Raw genomic sequence first — 19,964 nt, forward strand, 5'->3', positions numbered from 1 at the left:
ACGGTGTCGGAATGTGAAACGAATCACAAGGCTTCCGGGTTTCGAATTGTGTTGTTCGCCAACGTCGCTCGTCGCTTCTCGGCAACCGCCACGCCAGGTGTTTGCGCAGGCGGCACCCGGTGAACTCGAAACCTGGTGCTGCGTTGCCTGTCCCGCACTCATGTGGTTGACTCACGGCCGAGGCGCGATCAAGTTGTGATCGCGTGGTGGATGCAGTGGGGGATTCCCTCCGGGAAAGGGATTACGAAAAGTGAAGCATCGTAAGCCGAGTCGGGCGCAGCGAGCGATGGCAAGCACGTCATTGCCTTTGGCTGCCGCGGCAGCAGTGGCAACCCTCCTCGCGGCGCCGGCCGGTGCGGTCCCCAGCGACCAGCCGACCACCCCCGCGACTCCGGCTCCTGCGCAGCCGGGCCAGCCTTCGGGTGAAGTAGAAGCCCCGGAGACCCCGGATACCCCGGAGAGTGTGAAGCCGGGTCAGACGAAGCCGGGCGAGACCAAGCCGACGCCGGCCCAGCCGGGTGTCACCAGCCCCGCGCCGGGTCAGCCGGGGCAGGAGACCCCTGCCAAGCCGACGCCGAGCCAGCCGGGTGTCACCAGCCCGCGTGTCGCGCCGCTGCCCGTGCCGGGACAGGCACAGCCCGCGGTCCAGCCGGAGCGCGCAGGCGCGACGCCCGACCAGCCGGGTACCGCCAAGCCCGAGACGGGCACCACACCGAGCCAGCCGGGCGCCACGCCGGGCCAGCAGCAGACGCAGCCCACCGTGCCGCAGGGCACCGGGAACGGCACCGAGGCCGAGGTCGAGTCTCCGGACACCCTCATCCAGGAGCCGAAGGAACCGGCTTGGCAGGCACCGCGCCTGGCCAACGCGCCCGCCGCGCCCGTTGTCGAGATGGAAGGCCCGCGTCAGGAAGTCGGCGTCACCGTCGACGGCGCCGGGATCCTGGCCAACACCCACCACTACAACAACGCCTCGGGCTACGTCGGCACCGTCGGCTACCGGACGCCGGGTGGCGGCTTCGGTGATGCCGGTGTCTCGGTCGAGTACGTCGGCGCGAACGAGGTCAAGGTCACCACCTTCAACGGTGGCGACGGCCGCAGTGACAACACCACGGTGACCGTGCTCGACACCACGCAGGCCAACCTGGCCAAGGCCGCCGTGGAGAACTGGATCAAGGCGCAGCCGGGCGGCACTGCCGCGCTCGATGCGGCCGCAAAGGCTACACTTCCCGTGCCGGGGGAGCTGCTTCAGACGTTGAACGTCGCGGGTGTGAACACCCAGTGGGGTGGCTCGATCCAGTACTGACACGCAGTTTGTCGTGTGGGGCGGTCGCCTTCGACCGCCCCACACGTGTGTCCCGGGAAAGGATTGGACTTGGGCACCGAGGGCGACGACAACGAACGCGGCGATCAACGACCTGCTGCGGAATTCGGGCCCCCCGTAAGCGGATTCGGGCCGCCGGTCGATGACGCCGGTTTCGGTGGGCCTGTCCCCGCCGCGCCGCCGCCCGCGCCGTCCGGGGTTCCGGAGCGGGGTTGGCGACCGGCTGGTCCGCCGGCCGCTACACCTGCGCCCGGTCCATTCGGTCCGCCGGCCGGTGCACCCGCGCCGGGTCCGTTCGGTGGACCTGTTGCGGGTCAGCCGCCCGTGACTCCGCCGCCGGGTCCGCCAGGGGCTCCGTTCACCGGTTCGGTGCCACCGGGACCGCCCGCCGGTCAAGCTCCACCTCGGCTACCCGATGGTCGCCGTTCCGCGCCGACTTCCGTCTTCGGTGACGCGGTGGCGACGCCACCTCCTACGCCGCCCGCCGGGCCGGGCCCACGCAACGCGGCACCGTTCGGTGGTCCCACCACTGCCGGTGGGGATGCGCCCGCAGGCACCGGGTCGCGGGAGTCCGCACCGTTCGGCGGTCCCACCCCCGGTGGTCCGCCTGCTGCCGACCCGACGGTGCGTTTCGGTGGCGAGCGGGCGCGCGGTGAGAGTTCTGTCTTCGGCGACTCGGTGTTCGGTGATTCCGTGCCGGTGACTTCCGGTCGTGAGCTCACCGAGGTGATCCGTCGTGGTCGTCCCGGCCCCAAAGACGCTGTGCCGCAGGCGCCCTCGCGCGACAGCGGGCTTGTCTCGGAACCGGTGCGGCCGCCCGAGGGCTCACGCACCCCCCTGGTCCCCGATAAGCCGAGGCCCGCCGCCGACAAGGCGTGGTGGGACAACCCCGACGATGACGGCGCGATCCCGAAGCCGCCGTCCGAACCCGGCCTGTCGTGGGCCGACGACCCGATCGCGCGCCGTCTCGCGCCGAAGACGCCGATCACCCCGGCGCCGGTGGAGGAGGAGCCCGACAACAAGCGCCTGCGCTGGATCATCGGCGGGGTGGCCGCGGCCGTCCTGCTCGTGGTGGCCCTTGTGCTGACGATCGGTCTGGTCAAGCGCGGCGGCGGTGCCGATCCCGGCGTCACGGCCGCCCCGATTCCCTCGATCGCGTCCGCCTCCGAATGCCAGACTGTCGCAGAACAATCCGTCACCGTCGGCAACGGGCCGGGTGACACCACCACCGGCGCCAGGGCCATCCTCGGCTTCCAATACGCCTTCTACACCAACCGATCCGGGGTGAAGGTGCGCGAATTCGTGGCGCCCGACGCCGAGAACATCTCGCCTGCCGAGACCATCCAGCAGGCGATCGACAGTCTGATCCCCGCGGGCACCACCCACTGCGTGAAGATGCGCGAAACCACCCTGGGTCGCTATGACGTGGAACTGCGCGAAATGCACCCCGATGGTTCGGCGGTGGTCTACAAGCAGGAAATCATCACCACCAACACCGACGGAAAGTGGCAGGTCAAGTCCATCACCGCTCGGTAGGGTCTCATTATTTGAGACTACAATTTCACATTCTGGTAGGCGATATGCAATCGTGGGATGATTGCTTCTCTTGGCGTCCCCGGAGGTTCCCATGTCGCTGACCATTCCAGCATTGGCGGGCAAGCTCGCCGGCCTGCAGAGCTCGGCGATCAGAGACCTGCTCAAACTCACCGCTCGCGACGACATCATCAGCCTCGCGGGCGGCCTCCCCGACGCCGCCCTGATGCCGCGTGCACGGATCGCCCTCGCCGCCGAGACCGCGCTGCGCGACACCGCCGTGCTGCAGTACACCGAGTCGTCCGGCTGGCCCGCGCTGCGTGCGGTGATCGCGGCCCGCGAATCGGCCAAGATCGGCCGCACGGTGCCGGTCGCGGAAGTCTTCATCACCCACGGCTCCCAGCAGGCGCTCTCCCTGCTGGCCGAAGTCCTCCTTGACCCCGGCGCCCTCGTGATTGTCGAAGATCCCGCGTATGTGGGTGCCCTGCAAGTGTTTCGAGCTGCCGGCGCCCGAATCGTCGCCGTTCCCTTGGACAGCGAAGGCATGCGCCTGGACGTCCTCGAAGACCTTCTCGCGGCAGGCGAACGCCCCGCCGTGGTCCACACCGTCTCCACCTTCCACAACCCGGGCGGCGTCACCCTTACCCCCGAACGTCGCCAACGTCTCGCGAAACTGGCTGAAGCGCACGGCTTCTGGATCATCGAAGACGACCCCTACGGCGAACTCTGGTTCGACACCCCGGCCCCGGCGCCGGTGGCCTCGTACTCACCCCAGGTGATCCGCCTGTCCAGCGTCTCCAAAATCCTGTCCCCCTCCCTCCGCGTCGGCTGGATGATCGCCCCCGAAAGGGTCTGTCGCGCAGTGGAACTGCTCAAACAGGGCGCCGACCTCTGCGGTTCGGCCCTGACCCAACAGATCGCCACCGACCTGCTCACCGACACCGACTGGCTGTCCACCCACATAGCGTCGATCCGCACCACCTACGGCACCCGAGCCAGAGCCCTCGTCTCGGCCGTCCGCGCCACCTTCGCCGACCGCGTCCGCTGTACCGACCCCACCGGCGGCATGTTCATCTGGGCCGAATTCACCGACAACACCAATACTTCCGCGCTCCTGCCCACGGCGCTCGAAGCCGGCGTCGCGTACGTCCCCGGCGCGGCCTTCGCCGTCGCGGACACCACCCCCAACACCTTGCGCCTGTGCTTCACCACCTCGGACGAAGCCACGCTGACCGAGGCGGTCAGCCGCTTGTCGAAGGCAGCACAGACTACGAACTGAACGCGCCGAATGCGAGCAGGGCGAGGATCGCCCGCGCTGGTTGGCGTTTTCCCAGTTCAGGGGCGGTCTTCTCGATCGTGGTGCTGGACGGATGCGAGTTGGCGGCGGGGCCGGTGGCGCTGATGCTTGACGTATGGAATATGTGGAGTACGTGCGGTTTCTGCCTCAGCGGTATCGCGATGAGGTGATGTTCGAACCGGTGGCGAGTTGGTTCGCGTGGCGCGGAAATCGGGTTCATGTCGCGCGTGCCGGTGCGGATGACGCTCCCGTGCGGGTGCTGGCATTGCACGGGGCGGGCGGGCACGCGGGGTTGCTGTGGCCACTACTCGGTGTCGTTGCGGCCGAAGGGTTTTCGGTGATGGCGATGGACCTGCCGCTGTACGGCGACACCGTGGCGGCGGATCCGCGCGGGGTGCTGTATCGCGACTGGGTCGAGCTGGTGTGTGATTTCGTGGCGGCCGAGACGGAATCCGACGATCGTCCGCTCATCGTGTTCGGGGCGAGTCTGGGTGGGATCCTCGGCTATGAGGTGGCCGCGCGGACGGGTCGGATCGCGCAGGTGGTGGCGACCTGTCTGCCGGACCCGGCCGATCCGGCGACCCGACGGGCCATGGCGCGCTGGGGTCCTGCCGGGGCGATGTCACCGCTGATGCTCTCCGGTATCGCCGCGGTCCTCGGCCGGGTGCGGGTGCCGATCCGCTGGCTCGTCGACATGGCGAATATGAGCCTGGACCCGTCGTTGTCGCGGTTGTGTGCCACCGATCCGCGCGGTGGCGGAGTGCGCATTCCGCTCGGATTTCTCATCGACTTCCTGCGATTCCGGCACACCCCGCCGGAAGAATTCGTCGTGACGCCGGTGACGTTGGTCCATCCCGCCGCGGATCGATGGACCCCGCCGGAACTGAGCCTGCGTTTCCTCGATCGCATCAACGCGCCGACCACTGTCACGCTGCTCGACGGGTGTGGCCATTTTCCGGTGGAGGAACCGGGCGTCACGCAGCTCGCCGACGCGCTACGGGCGCTCCTCGCCGAGGTCGGCGGCACGCGGCGGTGACGCAGTGAGGGCCGACACCAGCGCCGTCAAGCTGTCGGCGCTCACGGTGTGACGGGTGAGGACCCGATGTACCTGCGCGTCCACCGCGTGAACGAGCGTTCGCGCGGTGAGCAGGGGGTCGGGTCCGCCACGGTCGCAGCGCCGCAGCTGATGTTCCACCTCGGCGACGAGGTAGTCCTCGAAGGCCCGGACCGCCGCGAGTTCGATCGGCAGGCTCAACGCCACCCGGTGCAGCAGCGCGTGCAGGGCGGGGCGATCGCGGTGGAGGTCGGCGACCACCTCCATGATCGCGCGCATGCTCTCGTCGAACGGCGGTTGTTCGACCCGCAGACGCGTGAAGACCTCGCTCAGGCGCTGTCCGCCGTCGAGGAAGTGGCGTTCGGCCAACGCGTGCAGCATGGCCTCTTTGTTCGGAAAGTATTGATACAGCGTGCCGATCGACAGGCCCGCTCGTTCCGCGATGCGATTGGTGGTCGCGGTCGCGCCCTCGCGGGAGAACACCTGGGCAGCCGCTTCGAGCAGCGTGTCCACGGTGTTCCTGGATCGCTGTTGCCGAGGCACCTTGCGCGGTCGGTTCATACCCAGTTGTAGGTGCGTTCGACGGCCTTGTTCCAGTCGGCGTAGCGCTGGGTCCGTTCCTCCTCCGACATCGAGGGGGTCCAGGTTCGATCGGCGGACCAGTTGGCGCGGAGGTCGTCGAGGCCGGACCAGTAGCCGACCGCCAAACCGGCGGCGTAGGCGGCGCCGAGGGCAGTGGTTTCGCGGACTACCGGGCGGACGACGGGGACGTCGAGGATGTCGGCTTGGAATTGCATGAGCAGGTCGTTGCCGGTCATGCCGCCGTCGACCTTGAGGGTGGTCAGTTCCAGGTCGAGGCGTTGGGCGGCGGCGTCGGCGCGCATGGCATCCACGACCTCGCGGGTCTGGAAGGCGGTGGATTCGAGTGCGGCCCTTGCCAGGTGGGCCTTGGTGACGAAGCGGGTGAGGCCGGCGATGACGCCGCGGGCATCGGGGCGCCAGCGGGGGGCGAACAGACCGGAGAAGGCCGGAACGAAGTGGGCGCCGCCGTTGTCGTCGACGCTGCGGGCCAGCGGTTCCACTTCCTCGGCGGAGGAGATGATGCCGAGGTTGTCGCGCAGCCACTGGACCAGCGAGCCGGTGACGGCGATGGAGCCTTCGAGGGCGTAGACGGCGGGCGCGTCACCGAGCTGGTAGCAGGCGGTGGTGAGCAGACCGTGCTGGCTGAACACCGGGGTGGTGCCGGTGTTGAGGAGCATGAAATTGCCGGTGCCATAGGTGTTCTTGGCTTCGCCGGGGGACAGACACGCTTGGCCGAAGGTGGCCGCCTGCTGGTCGCCGAGAATGCCGGCGACGGGGATTCCTTCGAACGGACCGGAGGCGATGTCGGCGTAGACCTCCGACGAGCTGCGGATCTGCGGCAGCAGCGACATCGGGATGCCGAAGTCCGCGCAGATCCGCGAATCCCATTGCAGGGTACGAAGATCCATCAGCATGGTGCGTGAGGCGTTGGTGACGTCGGTGAGGTGCTCACCGGTCAGCTTCCACAGCACCCAGCTGTCCATGGTGCCGAAACACAGGTCGCCGGCTTCGGCGCGTGCCCGGACGCCGTCGACATTGTCGAGAATCCAGCGCAATTTCGGACCGGCGAAGTAGGTCGACAGCGGCAGCCCGGTGCGGTCCGCATAGCGTTGCGGTCCTTGCTCACCGGCCAGTTCGGTGCACAGTTGATCGGTGCGGGTGTCCTGCCAGACGATCGCGTTGTACACGGGCTCGCCGGTGGCCCGGTCCCACACCACCGTGGTCTCGCGCTGATTGGTGATCCCCACCGCGGCCAGATCCCCGGCCGAGCACCGGCTGTTGCCCAATGCCGCACCGAGCACCGACTCGGTATTGCGCCACACCTCCGCCGGATCGTGCTCCACCCAGCCGGGCTTCGGAAAGATCTGCCGATGCTCCCGCTGCGCGGTCCCGACGATCCGACCCTGCCGATCGAAGATGATGCACCGACTCGAAGTCGTGCCCTGATCGATGGCAGCCACATAGCGACGCATTGCTGCAGGTTACCGAAAGCGGAGCCCGCGGCCGCGGGATTTGTCGTCGCCGACGAATTTCGCGGCCGCGCCCCGCCGCGCACGTCCCGAGCGTCGAGCGGGCACTACGTTTAGCCTGTACGCAGCGGCGCCGCCGAACGCGGCGCTCGCCCCCACTGTCGACTGGGACCGGCCGTTCCTCGGCCGGCGGCGAGGAGTCGAGGATGTCGCAGACACCGGAGTTTCCGTTCCTGCACCCGGGTGAGCTGGTCGCGGGCGGGAAGCGGGACCGGCTCGGGCCGGGTGAGCTGGGGCCCGAGCATCGACGCAGCGCCTGGGAGCGGTTGGGCAAGGATCAGTTCGATGTCCTGGTCGTCGGCGGCGGAGTTGTCGGCGCCGGTATCGCGCTCGACGCCGCGACGCGCGGTCTGTCGGTCGCGCTGGTCGAAGCCCGTGATCTCGCGTCGGGCACGTCGAGTCGCTCGTCGAAGATGTTCCACGGCGGCCTGCGCTACCTCGAACAGCTCGAATTCGGGCTGGTCAGGGAAGCGCTGAAGGAACGTGAGCTGGCGCTGTCGACCTTGGCGCCGCACCTGGTGAAGCCGCTGCGCTTCCTCTACCCGCTGACCCACCGCGTGTGGGAGCGACCGTACGTTGCCGCCGGTCTGACCCTGTACGACTCCATGGGCGGCGCGAAATCGGTTCCGGGACAGCATCATCTGACCCGGCACGGCGCGCTGCGCCTCGCTCCCGGCCTGCGCCGGGATTCGATGATCGGCGGCGTCACCTACTACGACACCGTGGTCGACGACGCCCGCCACACCATGACGGTCGCCCGCACCGCCGCCCACTACGGCGCGGTCATCCGTACCTCCACCCAGGTCGTCGGGTTTCTGCGCGAAGCCGACCGGGTCGTCGGGGTGAAACTGCGTGACACCGAGGACGGGCGCACCGCCGAGGCGCGCGCGAATGTGGTGATCAACGCGACCGGCGTCTGGACCGACGAAGTGCAGGGTCTGTCGAATCAACGCGGCCGATTCCATGTGCGCGCGTCCAAGGGTGTGCACATCGTGGTGCCGCGCGACCGCATCGTCAGCGATGCCGCGATCATTCTGCGCACCGCCACCTCTGTGCTGTTCATCATCCCGTGGGGCGCGCACTGGATCGTCGGCACCACCGACACCGACTGGAATCTCGACCTCGCCCACCCCGCGGCGACCAAGGCCGATATCGACTACCTGCTCGGCAGGGTCAACGAGGTGCTGGTCACCCCGCTCACCCACGCCGACATCGACGGGGTCTACGCGGGCCTGCGCCCCTTGCTCGCGGGGGAGAACGACGAGACGTCCAAGCTCTCGCGCGAACACGCCGTGGCCAGGGTCGCGCCCGGACTGGTCAGCATCGCCGGCGGCAAGTACACCACCTATCGGGTGATGGCAGCCGACGCGATGGATGAAGCCGCACAAGACATTCCGGCGCGCGTCTCGCCCTCGATCACCGAAAAGGTCGCGCTGCTCGGCGCCGACGGCTACTTCGCGCTGGTCAACCAGACCGTGCAGCTCGCCGAGCACTACCGCATCCACCCGTACCGGATGACGCACCTGCTCGACCGCTACGGCTCCCTGGTCGACGAGGTCCTCGCCATGGCCACGGGCAAACCCGAACTGCTGCAACCGATTACCGACGCCCCCGCCTACCTGCAGGTCGAAGCGGTGTACGCGGCCGCAGCGGAGGGCGCGCTGCACCTCGACGACATCCTGGCCCGTCGCACCCGCATCTCGATCGAATACTCCGATCGCGGCGCGAACAGTGCCGAACAGGTGGCCCACCTCGTCGCACCCGTACTCGGTTGGGACGCCGACGATATCGACCGCGAGGTATCCACGTACCAGGCGCGCGTGCTGGCCGAAATCGAATCGCAGACCCAACCCGACGACAAGTCGGCCGACGCACTACGCGCCGCCGCCCCCGAGCCGCGCCCGCAACTACTGGAACCGGTACCGCAGGACCGCTGAGTCTCAGACCGGGTCGATGCGAGCCTTCAGCAGGCAGAACGCATTGTCCTCGGGGTCGGCCAGGACATGCCACGGCTCCTGGCCGGTCTGGCCGACGTCGACCGGGCGAGCCCCGAGCTCGAGCAGGCGCTGGAGCTCGGCATCCTGATCGCGGTCGGTGGGGTTGACGTCGAGGTGCAGTCGGGATTTCCCGTGCTCGGGATCTTCCCTGCTGCTCAGGATGATCGTGGCCTGCGGACCACCGAAACCCCCGCGCGGCCCGATCTCCACCGTGCCGTCGTCCTCCCGATCGAGCACCACGAAGTCCAGTACCGCGCACCAGAATTGGGCGAGAGCTTCGGGGTCGCGGCAACCGAGCACGAGCTCACTGATCCGACATGCCATCACGAAACCTGCTCTCTATCCGGGGAACCGGGTCCTTAGCGATGAAAACGATCCCGCGATCGTATCGGACGAACAGTTGCTCAGCGAGGTGTTTTCAGGGAGGAGGCTGACAGCTCGGGCAGAAGAAGATGCCGCGTTCGCGCTGGGTGATGCGGTCGGCGGGATCGTCCTCGCCGAGGAGTTGGGAGGCGATGGGGGTGCCGCAGCGGGGGCAGGAACGGCGGGTGCGGCCGTAGACCATGGCGCGCCATGGTGGTTGGTGTGCGGCCTTGCCGAGGACGCGGTGAGCTTCGTCGACGAGCGCCACGAGATCGGGGATGTCGCCGACGGGGGTCACCGGGTGGACTTTGCGCAGGAAGCAGATCTCGCTGCGGTAGATGTTGCCGATGCCTGCCAGATTGCGCTGGTCGAGCAGGGCGAGACCGATGGCGCGGCGGGGGTACTCGGTGAGCCTGCGCAAGGCCTCGGCCGCATCCCAGTCCGGACCGAGGAGATCGGGGCCCAGGTGGTCGATGACCGTGTGTTCGTCGGCGCGCGGCAGCACTTGAACCTTGCCGAGCGAGAAGCCGACGGCCTCGAACTCGTCGTTGGCGAGCACCAGTCGCGCGGTGACCGCGGGTTTGGTCCAGCGCTGGCCGCGGTGGAACACCCGCCATACGCCTTCCATCTTCAGGTGGGTGTGGATGCTCGCGCGGTCGGTGCGGATGAACAAGTGCTTGCCGTAGCTGGCGACCTCATCGACGAGCTCGCCGACCAGATTCACGGTGGCGTAGCGCGGTACCCGGAAGTCGCTGCGGGTCAGAGTTCTACCGACCAGGGCCTTGCGTAGGCGCTTCGCGGCGTGGAAGACGGTGTCGCCCTCGGGCATTCGGCTACACCTGCCTTCGCAGTCGCAGACCGCTGGGGGTCATCGAGAAACCGGCTTCGATCAGGACTTCGACGAAAAGGTTGCCGTGCACTGTTTCTCCGTTGATCTTGTCGATCACCAAGCTGTCGACCCTGCGGTCGCGCACCAGTCCGGCCAGCGCGATCGCTGCCGCACGGCGCAGGCCGATGTCCTCGGTGAAACTGAGCAGAGTCTTGCCGCCGCGCTCGGAGTAGAGCACCAACTCGCCGCCGACCAGCACCACCACCGCGCCCGCTTTGCGGCCCGGCCGATGACCGCCCTCGGCGTCGCCCTTCGGCCACGGCAGGGCCGCGCCGTAGGGATTGGCGGGGTCGCACGCCGCGAGGGCGAGCGCGACGCCCGCTCTGGTGTTGTCACGGTCGGTGTCGAACGAACGCAGGCGATCGACGGTATCGGTGGTGGAGAACTGGGCTCCGCCGAGCGTGTCGACGAAATAGCCGCGCCGGCAACGGCCGCGATCCTCGAACTCGGTGAGCACCCGGTACATCAGCTGGAACCCACCGGAGATCCCTTCGTTCTGCACCGAACCACGAGTCAGCACGCCGTAGCGTTCGACGAGCTGATCGGCGGTGGCGTGGGCGCGCACGGTGTTGTCCTGCACGCGTTCGGGCAGGATCGACCAGCGACCCGCCAGCGTGGGCGGACCGGACCGGGTCGGCATCGACGGTCGCGGCAGGTACGCGCGGCCTCGGGGAGCGCGGCGCGGGGTGCGGTGCGCGGTGGTGCTCCGGGCGGTGCCGGACAGCAGGGCGCGCACCGGGGCGAAGGTGTCACCGGAGACGTATCCGGCCCAGACCAGCTGCCACAGTGCGTCCGCGGCCGCCTTGTCGTCGAGCAGACCGGCGGCATCGGAGAGCTGGCGGAAGAAATAGGCGCCGCCGCCGGTCAGCGTGGGTGGTAATCGTGTGGCACCACCGGACTCGGTCGGCGTCGGCTCGGCGGCGTCGAGGTTCACGACCTTGTCGGCGGATGCTTTTCCACGAGCAGCCTTCGCGCGCGTGCCGGGCGCCTTCGAGTCGGTGCCGGGTGGGGGCCATGGCTCCAGGTTCGCGCCGAGGGCAACCAGAAGGCTGAGCTGGATCTCGGTGGGGTCGATGTCATCGGCGGGAGGCAGCGTGAACGGGGCCTGGTCGGCCAGGTGCAGGGCGATCCAGCCGTCGCGAGCGGTGATGGCGCCGTGGCCCGACCACACCACCTCACCGGTCGCCATCAGCTCGTCCAGCATGGCGGGGGAGTAGTCGCGCACTCGCGTCGGCAGGATCAGCGACTCCCATGCCGAGGCCGGAATCGGCACGCCCGCAAGCTGTTCCACCACTGTCGCCACACCGTCGACGCCGCGCAGCTCGCCGGAACCGACGTGTTGCCAGGCGGGCAGGAAGCGTGCGAAGGCAGCGGTGGACACCGGCTCGACCTCGTGCCGGGCGGCAGCCAGCGAACGGCGGCGCAACCGACGCAAGACCTGGGCATCACACCACTCGCCGCCGGCGGTACCCGGCGTGAACTCACCTTCCACGACCCGCTTTTCGGCGAGCAGGCGGTGCAGCGACGTCGCGGCGACGGCGGTACCCAAGCCGAAGCGGTCGGCGACAGCTGCCGTCGTGAACGGCGCATGGGTGCGCGCGTAGCGGCCGACGAGGTCGCCCAGCGGATCGGGCACCGGTTCGATGAACGCCGCGGGCACCCCGATCGGCAGAGGCACCCCGAGTGCGTCCCGCAGGCGCGCCGCGTCTTCGACCGCCACCCACCAGGTTCGACCCGCGAACGAAACCTCCAGCGCCCGACGCGAATCCCGTAGTTCCGCGAACCACGCGGGCGCGTCGGAGTCGATGAGGAGGTCACGCTCACCCTGACCGGAAGCTAGACCACCATCTACCCCGTCGACGGAAGGGGTAGTACTCGCTGCGGTTGCAGCGAGATCGGACGGCTCGGCTGCGAGCGCACCCCCGTTGGGTCCTACGGCGAGCTCACCGGACTCCGAGGCGCGTTCATGCGTGCGGTAGTCGTCGGGTGCTCGGCTTTCCATGGCCTCGGCGTAGCGGGCGGCGGATGCGGTGCCGGGCCGGGGGACACAGCGGGCCGCGGCTTCGGCGGGCGTGAGGGGTCCGAGCAGACGGAGGAGATCGGCCAGACCTTCGGCATCGCGTGCTCGACGTTCGGGGGTGAGGCGTTGGAGTTCTTGTTCGGTCAGGGTGATGACGTCGGGGTCGAGGAGTTCGCGGAGCTCGACCCGGCCGAGGAGTTCGGCGAGCAGGCTGGAGTCGAGGGCCAGTGCGGCGGCTCGGCGTTCGGCCAGCGGGCTGTCGCCGTCGTAGAGGAATTGGCCGATGTAGGAGAACAGCAGCGCGCCCGCGAAAGGCGACGGGCTCGCGGTTTCGACCTCGATCAGGCGGATCTCGCGGCGGGCCACCTTGGTGAGCAGGTCGCGCAGGGCAGGCAGGTCGTAGACGTCGCGCAGGCATTCGCGGACGGTTTCCAACAGGATCGGGAACTGCGGGAATTTGCGTGCCACGTCCAGCAATTGGGCCGAGCGCTGCCGCTGCTGCCACAGCGGTGCGCGCTTGCCGGGATCGCGACGCGGCAGCAGCAGCGCCCTGGCGGCGCATTCGCGGAAGCGGGACGCGAAAAGGGCTGAGCCGCCGACCTGTTCGGTGACGATGTCGTCGATCTCGTCGGGCTCGAAGGCGAACAGTTCGGCGCCGGGCGGTTGATCGGTGGTGTCGGGGAGGCGCACCACGATGCCGTCGTCGGAGGCGGTCGGGGTGGCGTCGATGCCGAACTGTTCCTGGAGGCGCGCGCCCACCGCCAGTGCCCACGGTGCGTGCACCGGGGTGCCGTAGGGGGAATGCAGGACCAGGCGCCAATCGCCGAGTTCGTCGCGGAACCGTTCCACGACCAGCGTGCGGTCGGTGGGCAATTGACCTGTCGCACTGCGCTGTTCTTCGAGCAGACCCACCAGGTTCGCCGTCGCGTTCTGATCGAGTCCAGCGGTACGCACCAACTGCTCGAGCTTTACCGCGGGCTTGCTCTGCTCGGCGGACGACTTCGCCTTCTTGGCAGTGCCGACCTGCCCCTCGGCGTCGCCGGAGCCCATGTTCGCCACGATCCGAGACAGCTCGTCGCCTGGTACCTGACCCGCCGTGCGCACGAATTCACCCAGCGCGGCGCCTAATTCGGCCGGGCGACCCAAACCGTCACCATGCCAGAACGGCAACCTGCCCGGCAGTCCGAACGCGGGCGAGACCAGCACCCGATCGAAGGTGATCTCCTCGATCCGCCAACTGGTCGCACCGAGCGCGAACACATCGCCGACGCGTGATTCGTAGACCATCTCCTCATCGAGTTCGCCCACCCGAGAAGCCTTTTCCCCCACCATGAACACCGCGAACATGCCACGGTCGGGGATCGCGCCGCCGGAGGTCACCGCAAGGCGTTGCGCACCGGGACGACCGGTGATGGTGCCCGCGTCGCGGTCCCACACCACGCGCGGCCGCAGTTCGGCGAACTCGTCGGACGGATAGCGTCCGGCCAACAGGTCGAGCACCGATTCGTAGGCCGAGCGCGGCAGGTTCGCGTAGCTGCCGGTGGATCGGACGATATCGAACCAGCCGTCGACGTCGATCGGTTCGAGCGCGCAGGCCGCCACCGTCTGCTGGGCGAGGATGTCGAGAGGGTGCGCGGGGATCTGGAGCTTCTCGATCTCACCCGAGAGCATGCGCTGGGCGGCCACGGTGCAGTGGATAACATCGGTGCGGTGCTTGGGAAACAGCACGCCCCGCGAGATCTCACCCACCTGGTGCCCGGCGCGGCCGACTCGCTGCAGTCCGCTCGCCACCGACGGCGGCGCCTCCACCTGCACCACCAGGTCCACCGCGCCCATATCGATGCCGAGTTCGAGACTGCTGGTGGCCACCACACAGCGCAGGCGACCGGTCTTGAGATCATCCTCGATGATGGCGCGTTGTTCCTTGCTGACCGACCCGTGATGCGCGCGCGCCAACAGGTGCTCGGCCCCGTGGATCACCTCGGTGGACGGCCCCAGCTGGGCGGGTGGCTTGTGCTCGGTGTCCACCGGCTCGCCGAGTCGGGCGGCGTAGGTCTCGTTGAGTCGCGCGGTCAGCCGCTCGGAAAGCCGTCGCGAGTTGGCGAATACGATCGAGGATCGGTGCTCGAGCACCAGGTCGACGATCGCCTCGTCGACATGCGGCCAGATCGAGCCCGGCTGATCGGAGTCGCCCCCCGGGTCGGTCATATCGGCCACCGGCACCCGCACCGACAGGTCGAAGGTCTTCGGCGCGGGCGGGCGCACGATGGTGATCGGCGCGTTCCCCACCAGGAACCGGCCGACCTCCTCGGGCGGGCGCACCGTCGCCGACAACCCGATCCGCTGCGCGGGCTTCTCGGTGAGCTGGTCGAGCCGGGCCAGTGACAGCGCCAGGTGGGCACCGCGCTTCGACCCGGCGATGGCATGCACTTCGTCGACGATCACCGTGTCGACCTGGGCGAGCGTCTCGCGAGCCGCCGAGGTCAACAGCAAGAACAGCGACTCGGGAGTGGTGATGAGAATGTCCGGCGGCGTGCGCAGCATGGCCCGGCGCTGAGCAGGCGGAGTGTCACCGGAGCGTACTCCCACCGAGATCTCCGGTGGGTCGAGTCCCAACCGTTTCGCCGTCTGCGTCACGCCGACCAGCGGCGCCCGCAGATTGCGCTCCACATCCACGGCCAGCGCCTTCAACGGCGAGACATAGAGCACCGACGTGCCACGGGACGCTCCCGGCTCCGGTGGGTCCCGGTGCGCCAGCTGGTCGATGGCCCACAGGAACGCCGACAAGGTCTTGCCCGATCCCGTCGGCGCGATCACCAGCGTGTTCTCCCCGGCGGCGATCGCGTCCCACGCGCCGAGCTGGGCCGGCGTCGCGCCGGGGAAGGCGCCGTCGAACCACTGTGCCGTCGCGGGGGAGAACCGATCCATAGCACCAAGTGTGCACCGACCCACCGACAACTTCGCCGACATCATGCACCCCCACCTGCGTGGATATGCCGATGACCGGGGCGGCCCTCGGACCGGGTTGTGGCGTGGATCGCATTCGTCGCTACCCTCGACTCTCGTGCAAACGGTGCTGAGAGTCGACCTTGTCGGCCATGGCCTTACCGAGGCGGTACGTAAGGCGCGTTTTCCTGTCGACGAACCCCTGGACGAGTCGGGGCGGGCCGCTGTGCGTGCCTGTGTGCCGCTCGATGAAGCGTTGGTGCGGACAGGGCCGGAGCGGCGGGCTCGGGAGACGGCGGAGGAATTGGGCCTCGTCGGCGAACCGGACGTGCGATTACGCGATCTCGATGCGGGGTCGTGGCGCGGTAGTGAGATGGGCAAACTCGCGCAGGATCAGTTGTTCGCCTGGTTGACCGATCCCGAATTCCGTGGGCACGGTGGCGAATCCGTCACCGATCTGGTCGATCGGGTGCGGTTCTGGTTGGCCGAGATCGCGTCGTCGGGGCAGAACACCGTGGCGGTGACGCATCCGGCCGTGGTGCGCGCGGCGCTGCTCGTGGTGCTCGACGCACCGGCGAAGTCGTTCTGGCGCATGGATGTTCCGCCCGCGAGCATCACCCGGCTGCACTATCGCGGGAACTGGACCCTGCGGCTCGGCGACGGATAACGAAGAAGGCCCCGGATTCGAAAATCCGGGGCCTTCTTCGTAGTAGCGGGAACAGGATTTGAACCTGCGACCTCTGGGTTATGAGCCCAGCGAGCTACCGAGCTGCTCCATCCCGCGTTGCAAATACCACTTTACACGGGGTGGGTCAGAAGGTGAAATCGCCTGGTGGGCGCAGTCGCGCAGCGTTCCTCGGCCCCTGCGCACGGCCGGAGCGAAGGCGGAGGTACGCCTGGCTGATCAGCCGAAATGGATGCCCTGCGCGAGCGGGAGCTCGGTGGAGTAGTTGACGGTGTTGGTGGCCCGACGCATGTAGGCCTTCCAGGAGTCCGAGCCCGATTCCCGGCCGCCGCCGGTGTGCTTCTCCCCGCCGAACGCGCCGCCGATCTCCGCACCCGATGTCCCGATGTTGACATTGGCGATGCCGCAGTCGGACCCGGCCAGGAACTGTTCGGCCTCGCGCTGGTCGAGGGTGAAGATCGACGAGGAAAGTCCCTGTGTCACACCGTTGTTGAGTGCGATGGCCTCATCGATGTCGTCGTAGGTCAGCACGTACAGAATCGGTGCGAAGGTCTCCTCGCGCACGAGTTCGGTCTGCGCGGGCATCCGAACAAGGGCGGGGCGCACGTAGTAGGCGTCGGGGCCGAGTACCTCGACTCGTTCACCGCCACAGATGATGTCGCCGCCCTCGGCCACCGCGCCGACCAATGCCTGCTGCATCGCCGCGAAGGCGCGCTCGTTGATCAGCGGCCCGACCAGCACCCCGTCGTCGAGTGGATTGCCAACGGGGAGTTGGCTGTACGCCGCGGCGAGCCGGTCGACCAGCTGGTCGGCGATCGAACGATGCACGATCAATCGCCGCAGACTCGTACACCGCTGCCCCGCCGTCCCGGCCGCGGAGAAGACGATGCCGCGCACCGCCAGCTCCAGATCGGCGCTCGACGCCACGATCGCGGCATTGTTGCCCCCCAGTTCGAGCAGGCACCGCCCGAACCTCCCGGCCACCCGCGGGGCGACGGTGGCGCCCATCCGCACCGAACCGGTCGCGCTCACCAGGGCGACCCGGGGATCGTCGACCAAGGCGGATCCGACCGTGGCGTCCCCTTGGATCAGTTGGTGCACTTCGGGATCGGCGCCCACCTCGACCGCCGCACGGCGCAGCAGCGTGTGGCACGCCAACGCCGTCAGCGGCGTGGTCTCCGACGGCTTCCACACCACCGTGTCCCCGCACACCAGCGCGATCGCGGTATTCCACGCCCACACCGCGACAGGGAAATTGAACGCCGAGATCACCCCGACGACGCCGAGCGGATGCCACGTCTCCATGAGCCGGTGTCCGGGCCGCTCGGAAGGCATTGTGGCGCCGTAGAGTTGGCGCGACAGCCCGATCGCGAACTCGCAGACATCGATCATCTCCTGCACTTCGCCCAGTGCCTCGGGGCCGATCTTGCCCGCTTCCAGGGTCACCAGCTCGGCCAGCTCGTTCTGATTGGTCACCAGCAACTGGGCCAGCCTGCGCACCAGCGCCGCCCGTACGGGCGCGGGGACCGTGCGCCACGTCTCGAACGCGGTTGCGGCGCGGCCGATCGCGGCATCGACGCCGTCGGGGGTGTCGGCGGTCAGGGGCAACAGGACACCGCCGGAGATCGGCGTGCGCGCGAGCAGCGGGCCGGGTTCCGGCACTGCGGCGCCGAGGCCCTGCAGTAGCGCCCTGGCTCGCAGGGAGAGCTGCTCGGAGAAGTTCACGGTCTGCGTCATCGGTACTCTGCTCACCTTCTGCTGTTTGGTACGACTCACGGAAAAGTTCGGGAGATTTCGGTGGGGAACGGAAAGAAGTTTTCCCCGCGTGGGCCCCACGCTGCGTTAGCCTTCGCTGATGGCGGAAACACCGGCTCGACCCCAGCTCGATGACATCGATCGACTATTGATCAAAGAACTGATGGCCGACGGTCGCGCTACATTGTCGAATCTGGCGGAGAAGGCCAGTCTCTCGGTTTCCGCGGTGCAATCACGGGTGCGCAGGCTCGAAGCGCGCGGGGTGATCCGGGGGTACGCGGCGCAGGTGGACCCCGAAGCGCTCGGGCACTTGTTGTCGGCGTTCGTCGCGATCACTCCTCTCGACCCGTCCCAGCCCGATGACGCGCCCGCCTTGTTGCAACACATCCCCGGCATCGAGGGGTGCCACTCGGTGGCGGGCGAGGAGAGCTACGTCCTACTGGTGCGGGTGGCCTCGCCTCGGCATCTGGAACATCTGCTGCAGGAGATCAGGGCCACGGCCAACGTGCACACCCGCAGCACCATCATCCTGCAGACATTCTATGACAGGTAGTCATCTTCCGTAATTTGATCCGTGATTCCGTAGAACTTCCGTAAATATTTGCGTATCGTCGGTTTCATGACCATCGAACTGGAGCGCCCCGGCGCGGCGGTCATCCCCGCCAACCGGGTCCACGAAATCCTGTCCTCGCACATCCTCGCGGACGGTTTCGAGCTTGTGCTCGACCTACACGAGTCGCACGGCCGCACGCTGGTCGACGAACGCGACGGCACCAGCTATCTCGACATGTTCGGCTTCTTCGCCTCCAACGCGCTCGGGATGAACCATCCCGCGCTGGCCGGCGACGAGAGCTTCCTCGCCGAACTGGCCACCGCCGCGCTGAACAAGCCGAGCAACTCCGATATCTACACCGTCGAGATGGCCCGCTTCGTCGACACCTTCGCCCGCGTTCTCGGTGATCCGCGTTTACCGCATCTGTTCTTCGTCGACGGCGGTGCGCTCGCGGTGGAGAACGCGCTGAAAGTCGCTTTCGACTGGAAGAGCAGGCACAACGAATTACACGGCCGCGCAACGGAACTCGGCACCAAGGTGCTGCATCTGACCGGCGCCTTCCACGGGCGAAGCGGTTATACGTTGTCGCTCACCAATACCGACCCGGTCAAGACCGCGCGATTCCCGAAATTCGATTGGCCGCGAATCGACACTCCGCACACCTTCGCCGGGCCCGACATCGCCGCCCTCGAAGCGCACGCCGTGGCCCAAGCCGAACAGGCCTTCGCCGACAACCCACACGACATCGCCTGCTTCATCGCCGAGCCGATCCAGGGCGAAGGCGGTGACCGTCATCTGCGGCCGGAATTCCTCGGCGCCATGCAGCGGCTGTGCCACGCCAACGACGCGCTGTTCATCCTCGACGAGGTGCAGACCGGTGTCGGCATGACCGGAACCACCTGGGCCTTCCAGCAATTGGACGTGCAGCCCGATGTGATCGCCTTCGGCAAGAAGACCCAGGTCTGCGGGATCATGGCGGGCGGGCGGGTCGACGAGGTGGCCGACAATGTCTTCCAGGTGAGCTCGCGGCTCAACTCCACCTGGGGCGGCAACCTCACCGATATGGTGCGCACCCGGCGCATTCTCGAAGTGCTGGAGCGGGATCGGCTGATCGAGGGCGCGGGGCCGCTCGGTGCGTATCTGCTCGACCTGCTCGGCAAGCTCGCCATCGCACACCCGGACACGGTCAGCGAGGCGCGTGGGCGTGGGCTGATGTGCGCGATCACCCTGGCGACGCCGGAGCTTCGCGATCGGGTGGTGACGGAGCTTCGTGACCGTGAACATGTGCTGCTGCTCGGCACGGGGGAGCGCAGCATCCGGTTCCGTCCGCCGTTGACCGTCACCGAGGACGAGCTGAGTCAGGCCGTCGGCGCACTCGACGCGGTGCTCACACGAGAACACTGACGGTGTGGCCGCGTGCCCGGAGACTGTTCCACCGGG

The 19,964-nt window shown here is 68.1% G+C and carries 14 protein-coding genes and 1 tRNA gene; 8 read left to right on the forward strand and 7 right to left on the reverse strand.

Going from position 1 to position 19,964, the window contains the following annotated elements:
- Positions 1-286: 286 nt before the first annotated feature.
- From IBJ82_RS12595 to IBJ82_RS12610, 4 genes are all read left to right on the forward strand, one after another.
- Entirely contained in the window at positions 287-1,303 is a 1,017-nt protein-coding gene (locus IBJ82_RS12595; protein ID WP_228536861.1) for a hypothetical protein, read from the forward strand.
- A 474-nt stretch (positions 1,304-1,777) separates the two neighbouring features.
- Entirely contained in the window at positions 1,778-2,857 is a 1,080-nt protein-coding gene (locus IBJ82_RS12600) for a hypothetical protein (protein WP_194826038.1), read from the forward strand.
- Positions 2,858-2,948: 91 nt separating this feature from the next.
- A complete protein-coding gene (locus tag IBJ82_RS12605; protein ID WP_194826039.1) occupies positions 2,949-4,133 on the forward strand; it encodes a PLP-dependent aminotransferase family protein in 1,185 nt (394 codons plus the stop codon).
- A 133-nt stretch (positions 4,134-4,266) separates the two neighbouring features.
- The gene (locus IBJ82_RS12610) at positions 4,267-5,187 is read left to right on the forward strand and encodes an alpha/beta hydrolase (RefSeq protein WP_194826040.1); all 921 of its coding nucleotides are present in this window, start codon (positions 4,267-4,269) and stop codon (positions 5,185-5,187) included.
- Here the strand turns inward: IBJ82_RS12610 and IBJ82_RS12615 are convergent.
- Together IBJ82_RS12615 and glpK are read right to left on the reverse strand one after the other, a co-directional pair.
- Entirely contained in the window at positions 5,146-5,718 is a 573-nt protein-coding gene (locus IBJ82_RS12615) for a TetR/AcrR family transcriptional regulator (RefSeq protein ID WP_370585283.1), read from the reverse strand. The genes IBJ82_RS12610 and IBJ82_RS12615 overlap by 42 nt on opposite strands.
- Positions 5,719-5,762: 44 nt before the next feature.
- On the reverse strand, positions 5,763-7,259 hold the full coding sequence (gene glpK, locus IBJ82_RS12620) for a glycerol kinase GlpK (RefSeq protein ID WP_194826042.1): 1,497 nt from the start codon (positions 7,257-7,259) through the stop codon (positions 5,763-5,765).
- A 203-nt stretch (positions 7,260-7,462) separates the two neighbouring features.
- Between glpK and glpD the strand changes: the two genes are divergently transcribed.
- The gene (glpD, locus tag IBJ82_RS12625) at positions 7,463-9,253 is read left to right on the forward strand and encodes a glycerol-3-phosphate dehydrogenase (RefSeq protein ID WP_228536862.1); all 1,791 of its coding nucleotides are present in this window, start codon (positions 7,463-7,465) and stop codon (positions 9,251-9,253) included.
- A 3-nt stretch (positions 9,254-9,256) separates the two neighbouring features.
- On the opposite strand, the gene IBJ82_RS12630 is transcribed toward glpD, so the two are convergent.
- The 3 genes from IBJ82_RS12630 to IBJ82_RS12640 form a co-directional block, all read right to left on the reverse strand.
- The gene (locus IBJ82_RS12630; RefSeq protein ID WP_194826043.1) at positions 9,257-9,637 is read right to left on the reverse strand and encodes a VOC family protein; all 381 of its coding nucleotides are present in this window, start codon (positions 9,635-9,637) and stop codon (positions 9,257-9,259) included.
- A 94-nt stretch (positions 9,638-9,731) separates the two neighbouring features.
- The gene (locus IBJ82_RS12635) at positions 9,732-10,505 is read right to left on the reverse strand and encodes an Fpg/Nei family DNA glycosylase (protein WP_194826044.1); all 774 of its coding nucleotides are present in this window, start codon (positions 10,503-10,505) and stop codon (positions 9,732-9,734) included.
- A 4-nt stretch (positions 10,506-10,509) separates the two neighbouring features.
- Complete coding sequence (locus IBJ82_RS12640) at positions 10,510-15,513, reverse strand: DEAD/DEAH box helicase (RefSeq protein WP_194826045.1); 5,004 nt, start codon at positions 15,511-15,513, stop codon at positions 10,510-10,512.
- 136 nt (positions 15,514-15,649) lie between these two features.
- Here IBJ82_RS12640 and IBJ82_RS12645 point away from each other — a divergent pair, with 136 nt between their 5' ends.
- The gene (locus tag IBJ82_RS12645; RefSeq protein ID WP_194826046.1) at positions 15,650-16,198 is read left to right on the forward strand and encodes a histidine phosphatase family protein; all 549 of its coding nucleotides are present in this window, start codon (positions 15,650-15,652) and stop codon (positions 16,196-16,198) included.
- Positions 16,199-16,241: 43 nt separating this feature from the next.
- Here the strand turns inward: IBJ82_RS12645 and IBJ82_RS12650 are convergent.
- Together IBJ82_RS12650 and IBJ82_RS12655 are read right to left on the reverse strand one after the other, a co-directional pair.
- Positions 16,242-16,315 (reverse strand) — tRNA-Met (locus IBJ82_RS12650).
- Positions 16,316-16,435: 120 nt separating this feature from the next.
- A complete protein-coding gene (locus IBJ82_RS12655) occupies positions 16,436-17,953 on the reverse strand; it encodes an aldehyde dehydrogenase family protein (RefSeq protein ID WP_194826047.1) in 1,518 nt (505 codons plus the stop codon).
- A 118-nt stretch (positions 17,954-18,071) separates the two neighbouring features.
- On the opposite strand from IBJ82_RS12655, the gene IBJ82_RS12660 reads away from it, so the two are divergent.
- Together IBJ82_RS12660 and lat are read left to right on the forward strand one after the other, a co-directional pair.
- Entirely contained in the window at positions 18,072-18,524 is a 453-nt protein-coding gene (locus IBJ82_RS12660; RefSeq protein WP_194826048.1) for an Lrp/AsnC family transcriptional regulator, read from the forward strand.
- 66 nt (positions 18,525-18,590) lie between these two features.
- Positions 18,591-19,928 carry an L-lysine 6-transaminase gene (lat, locus tag IBJ82_RS12665; protein ID WP_194826049.1) on the forward strand — a complete coding sequence of 446 codons (1,338 nt, stop codon included), beginning with the start codon at positions 18,591-18,593 and terminating at the stop codon, positions 19,926-19,928.
- The last annotated feature ends 36 nt before the right edge of the window (positions 19,929-19,964 follow it).

It is taken from the genome of Nocardia sp. XZ_19_231 (genome assembly GCF_015355705.1).
In the GTDB taxonomy this organism is placed as follows: domain Bacteria; phylum Actinomycetota; class Actinomycetes; order Mycobacteriales; family Mycobacteriaceae; genus Nocardia; species Nocardia salmonicida.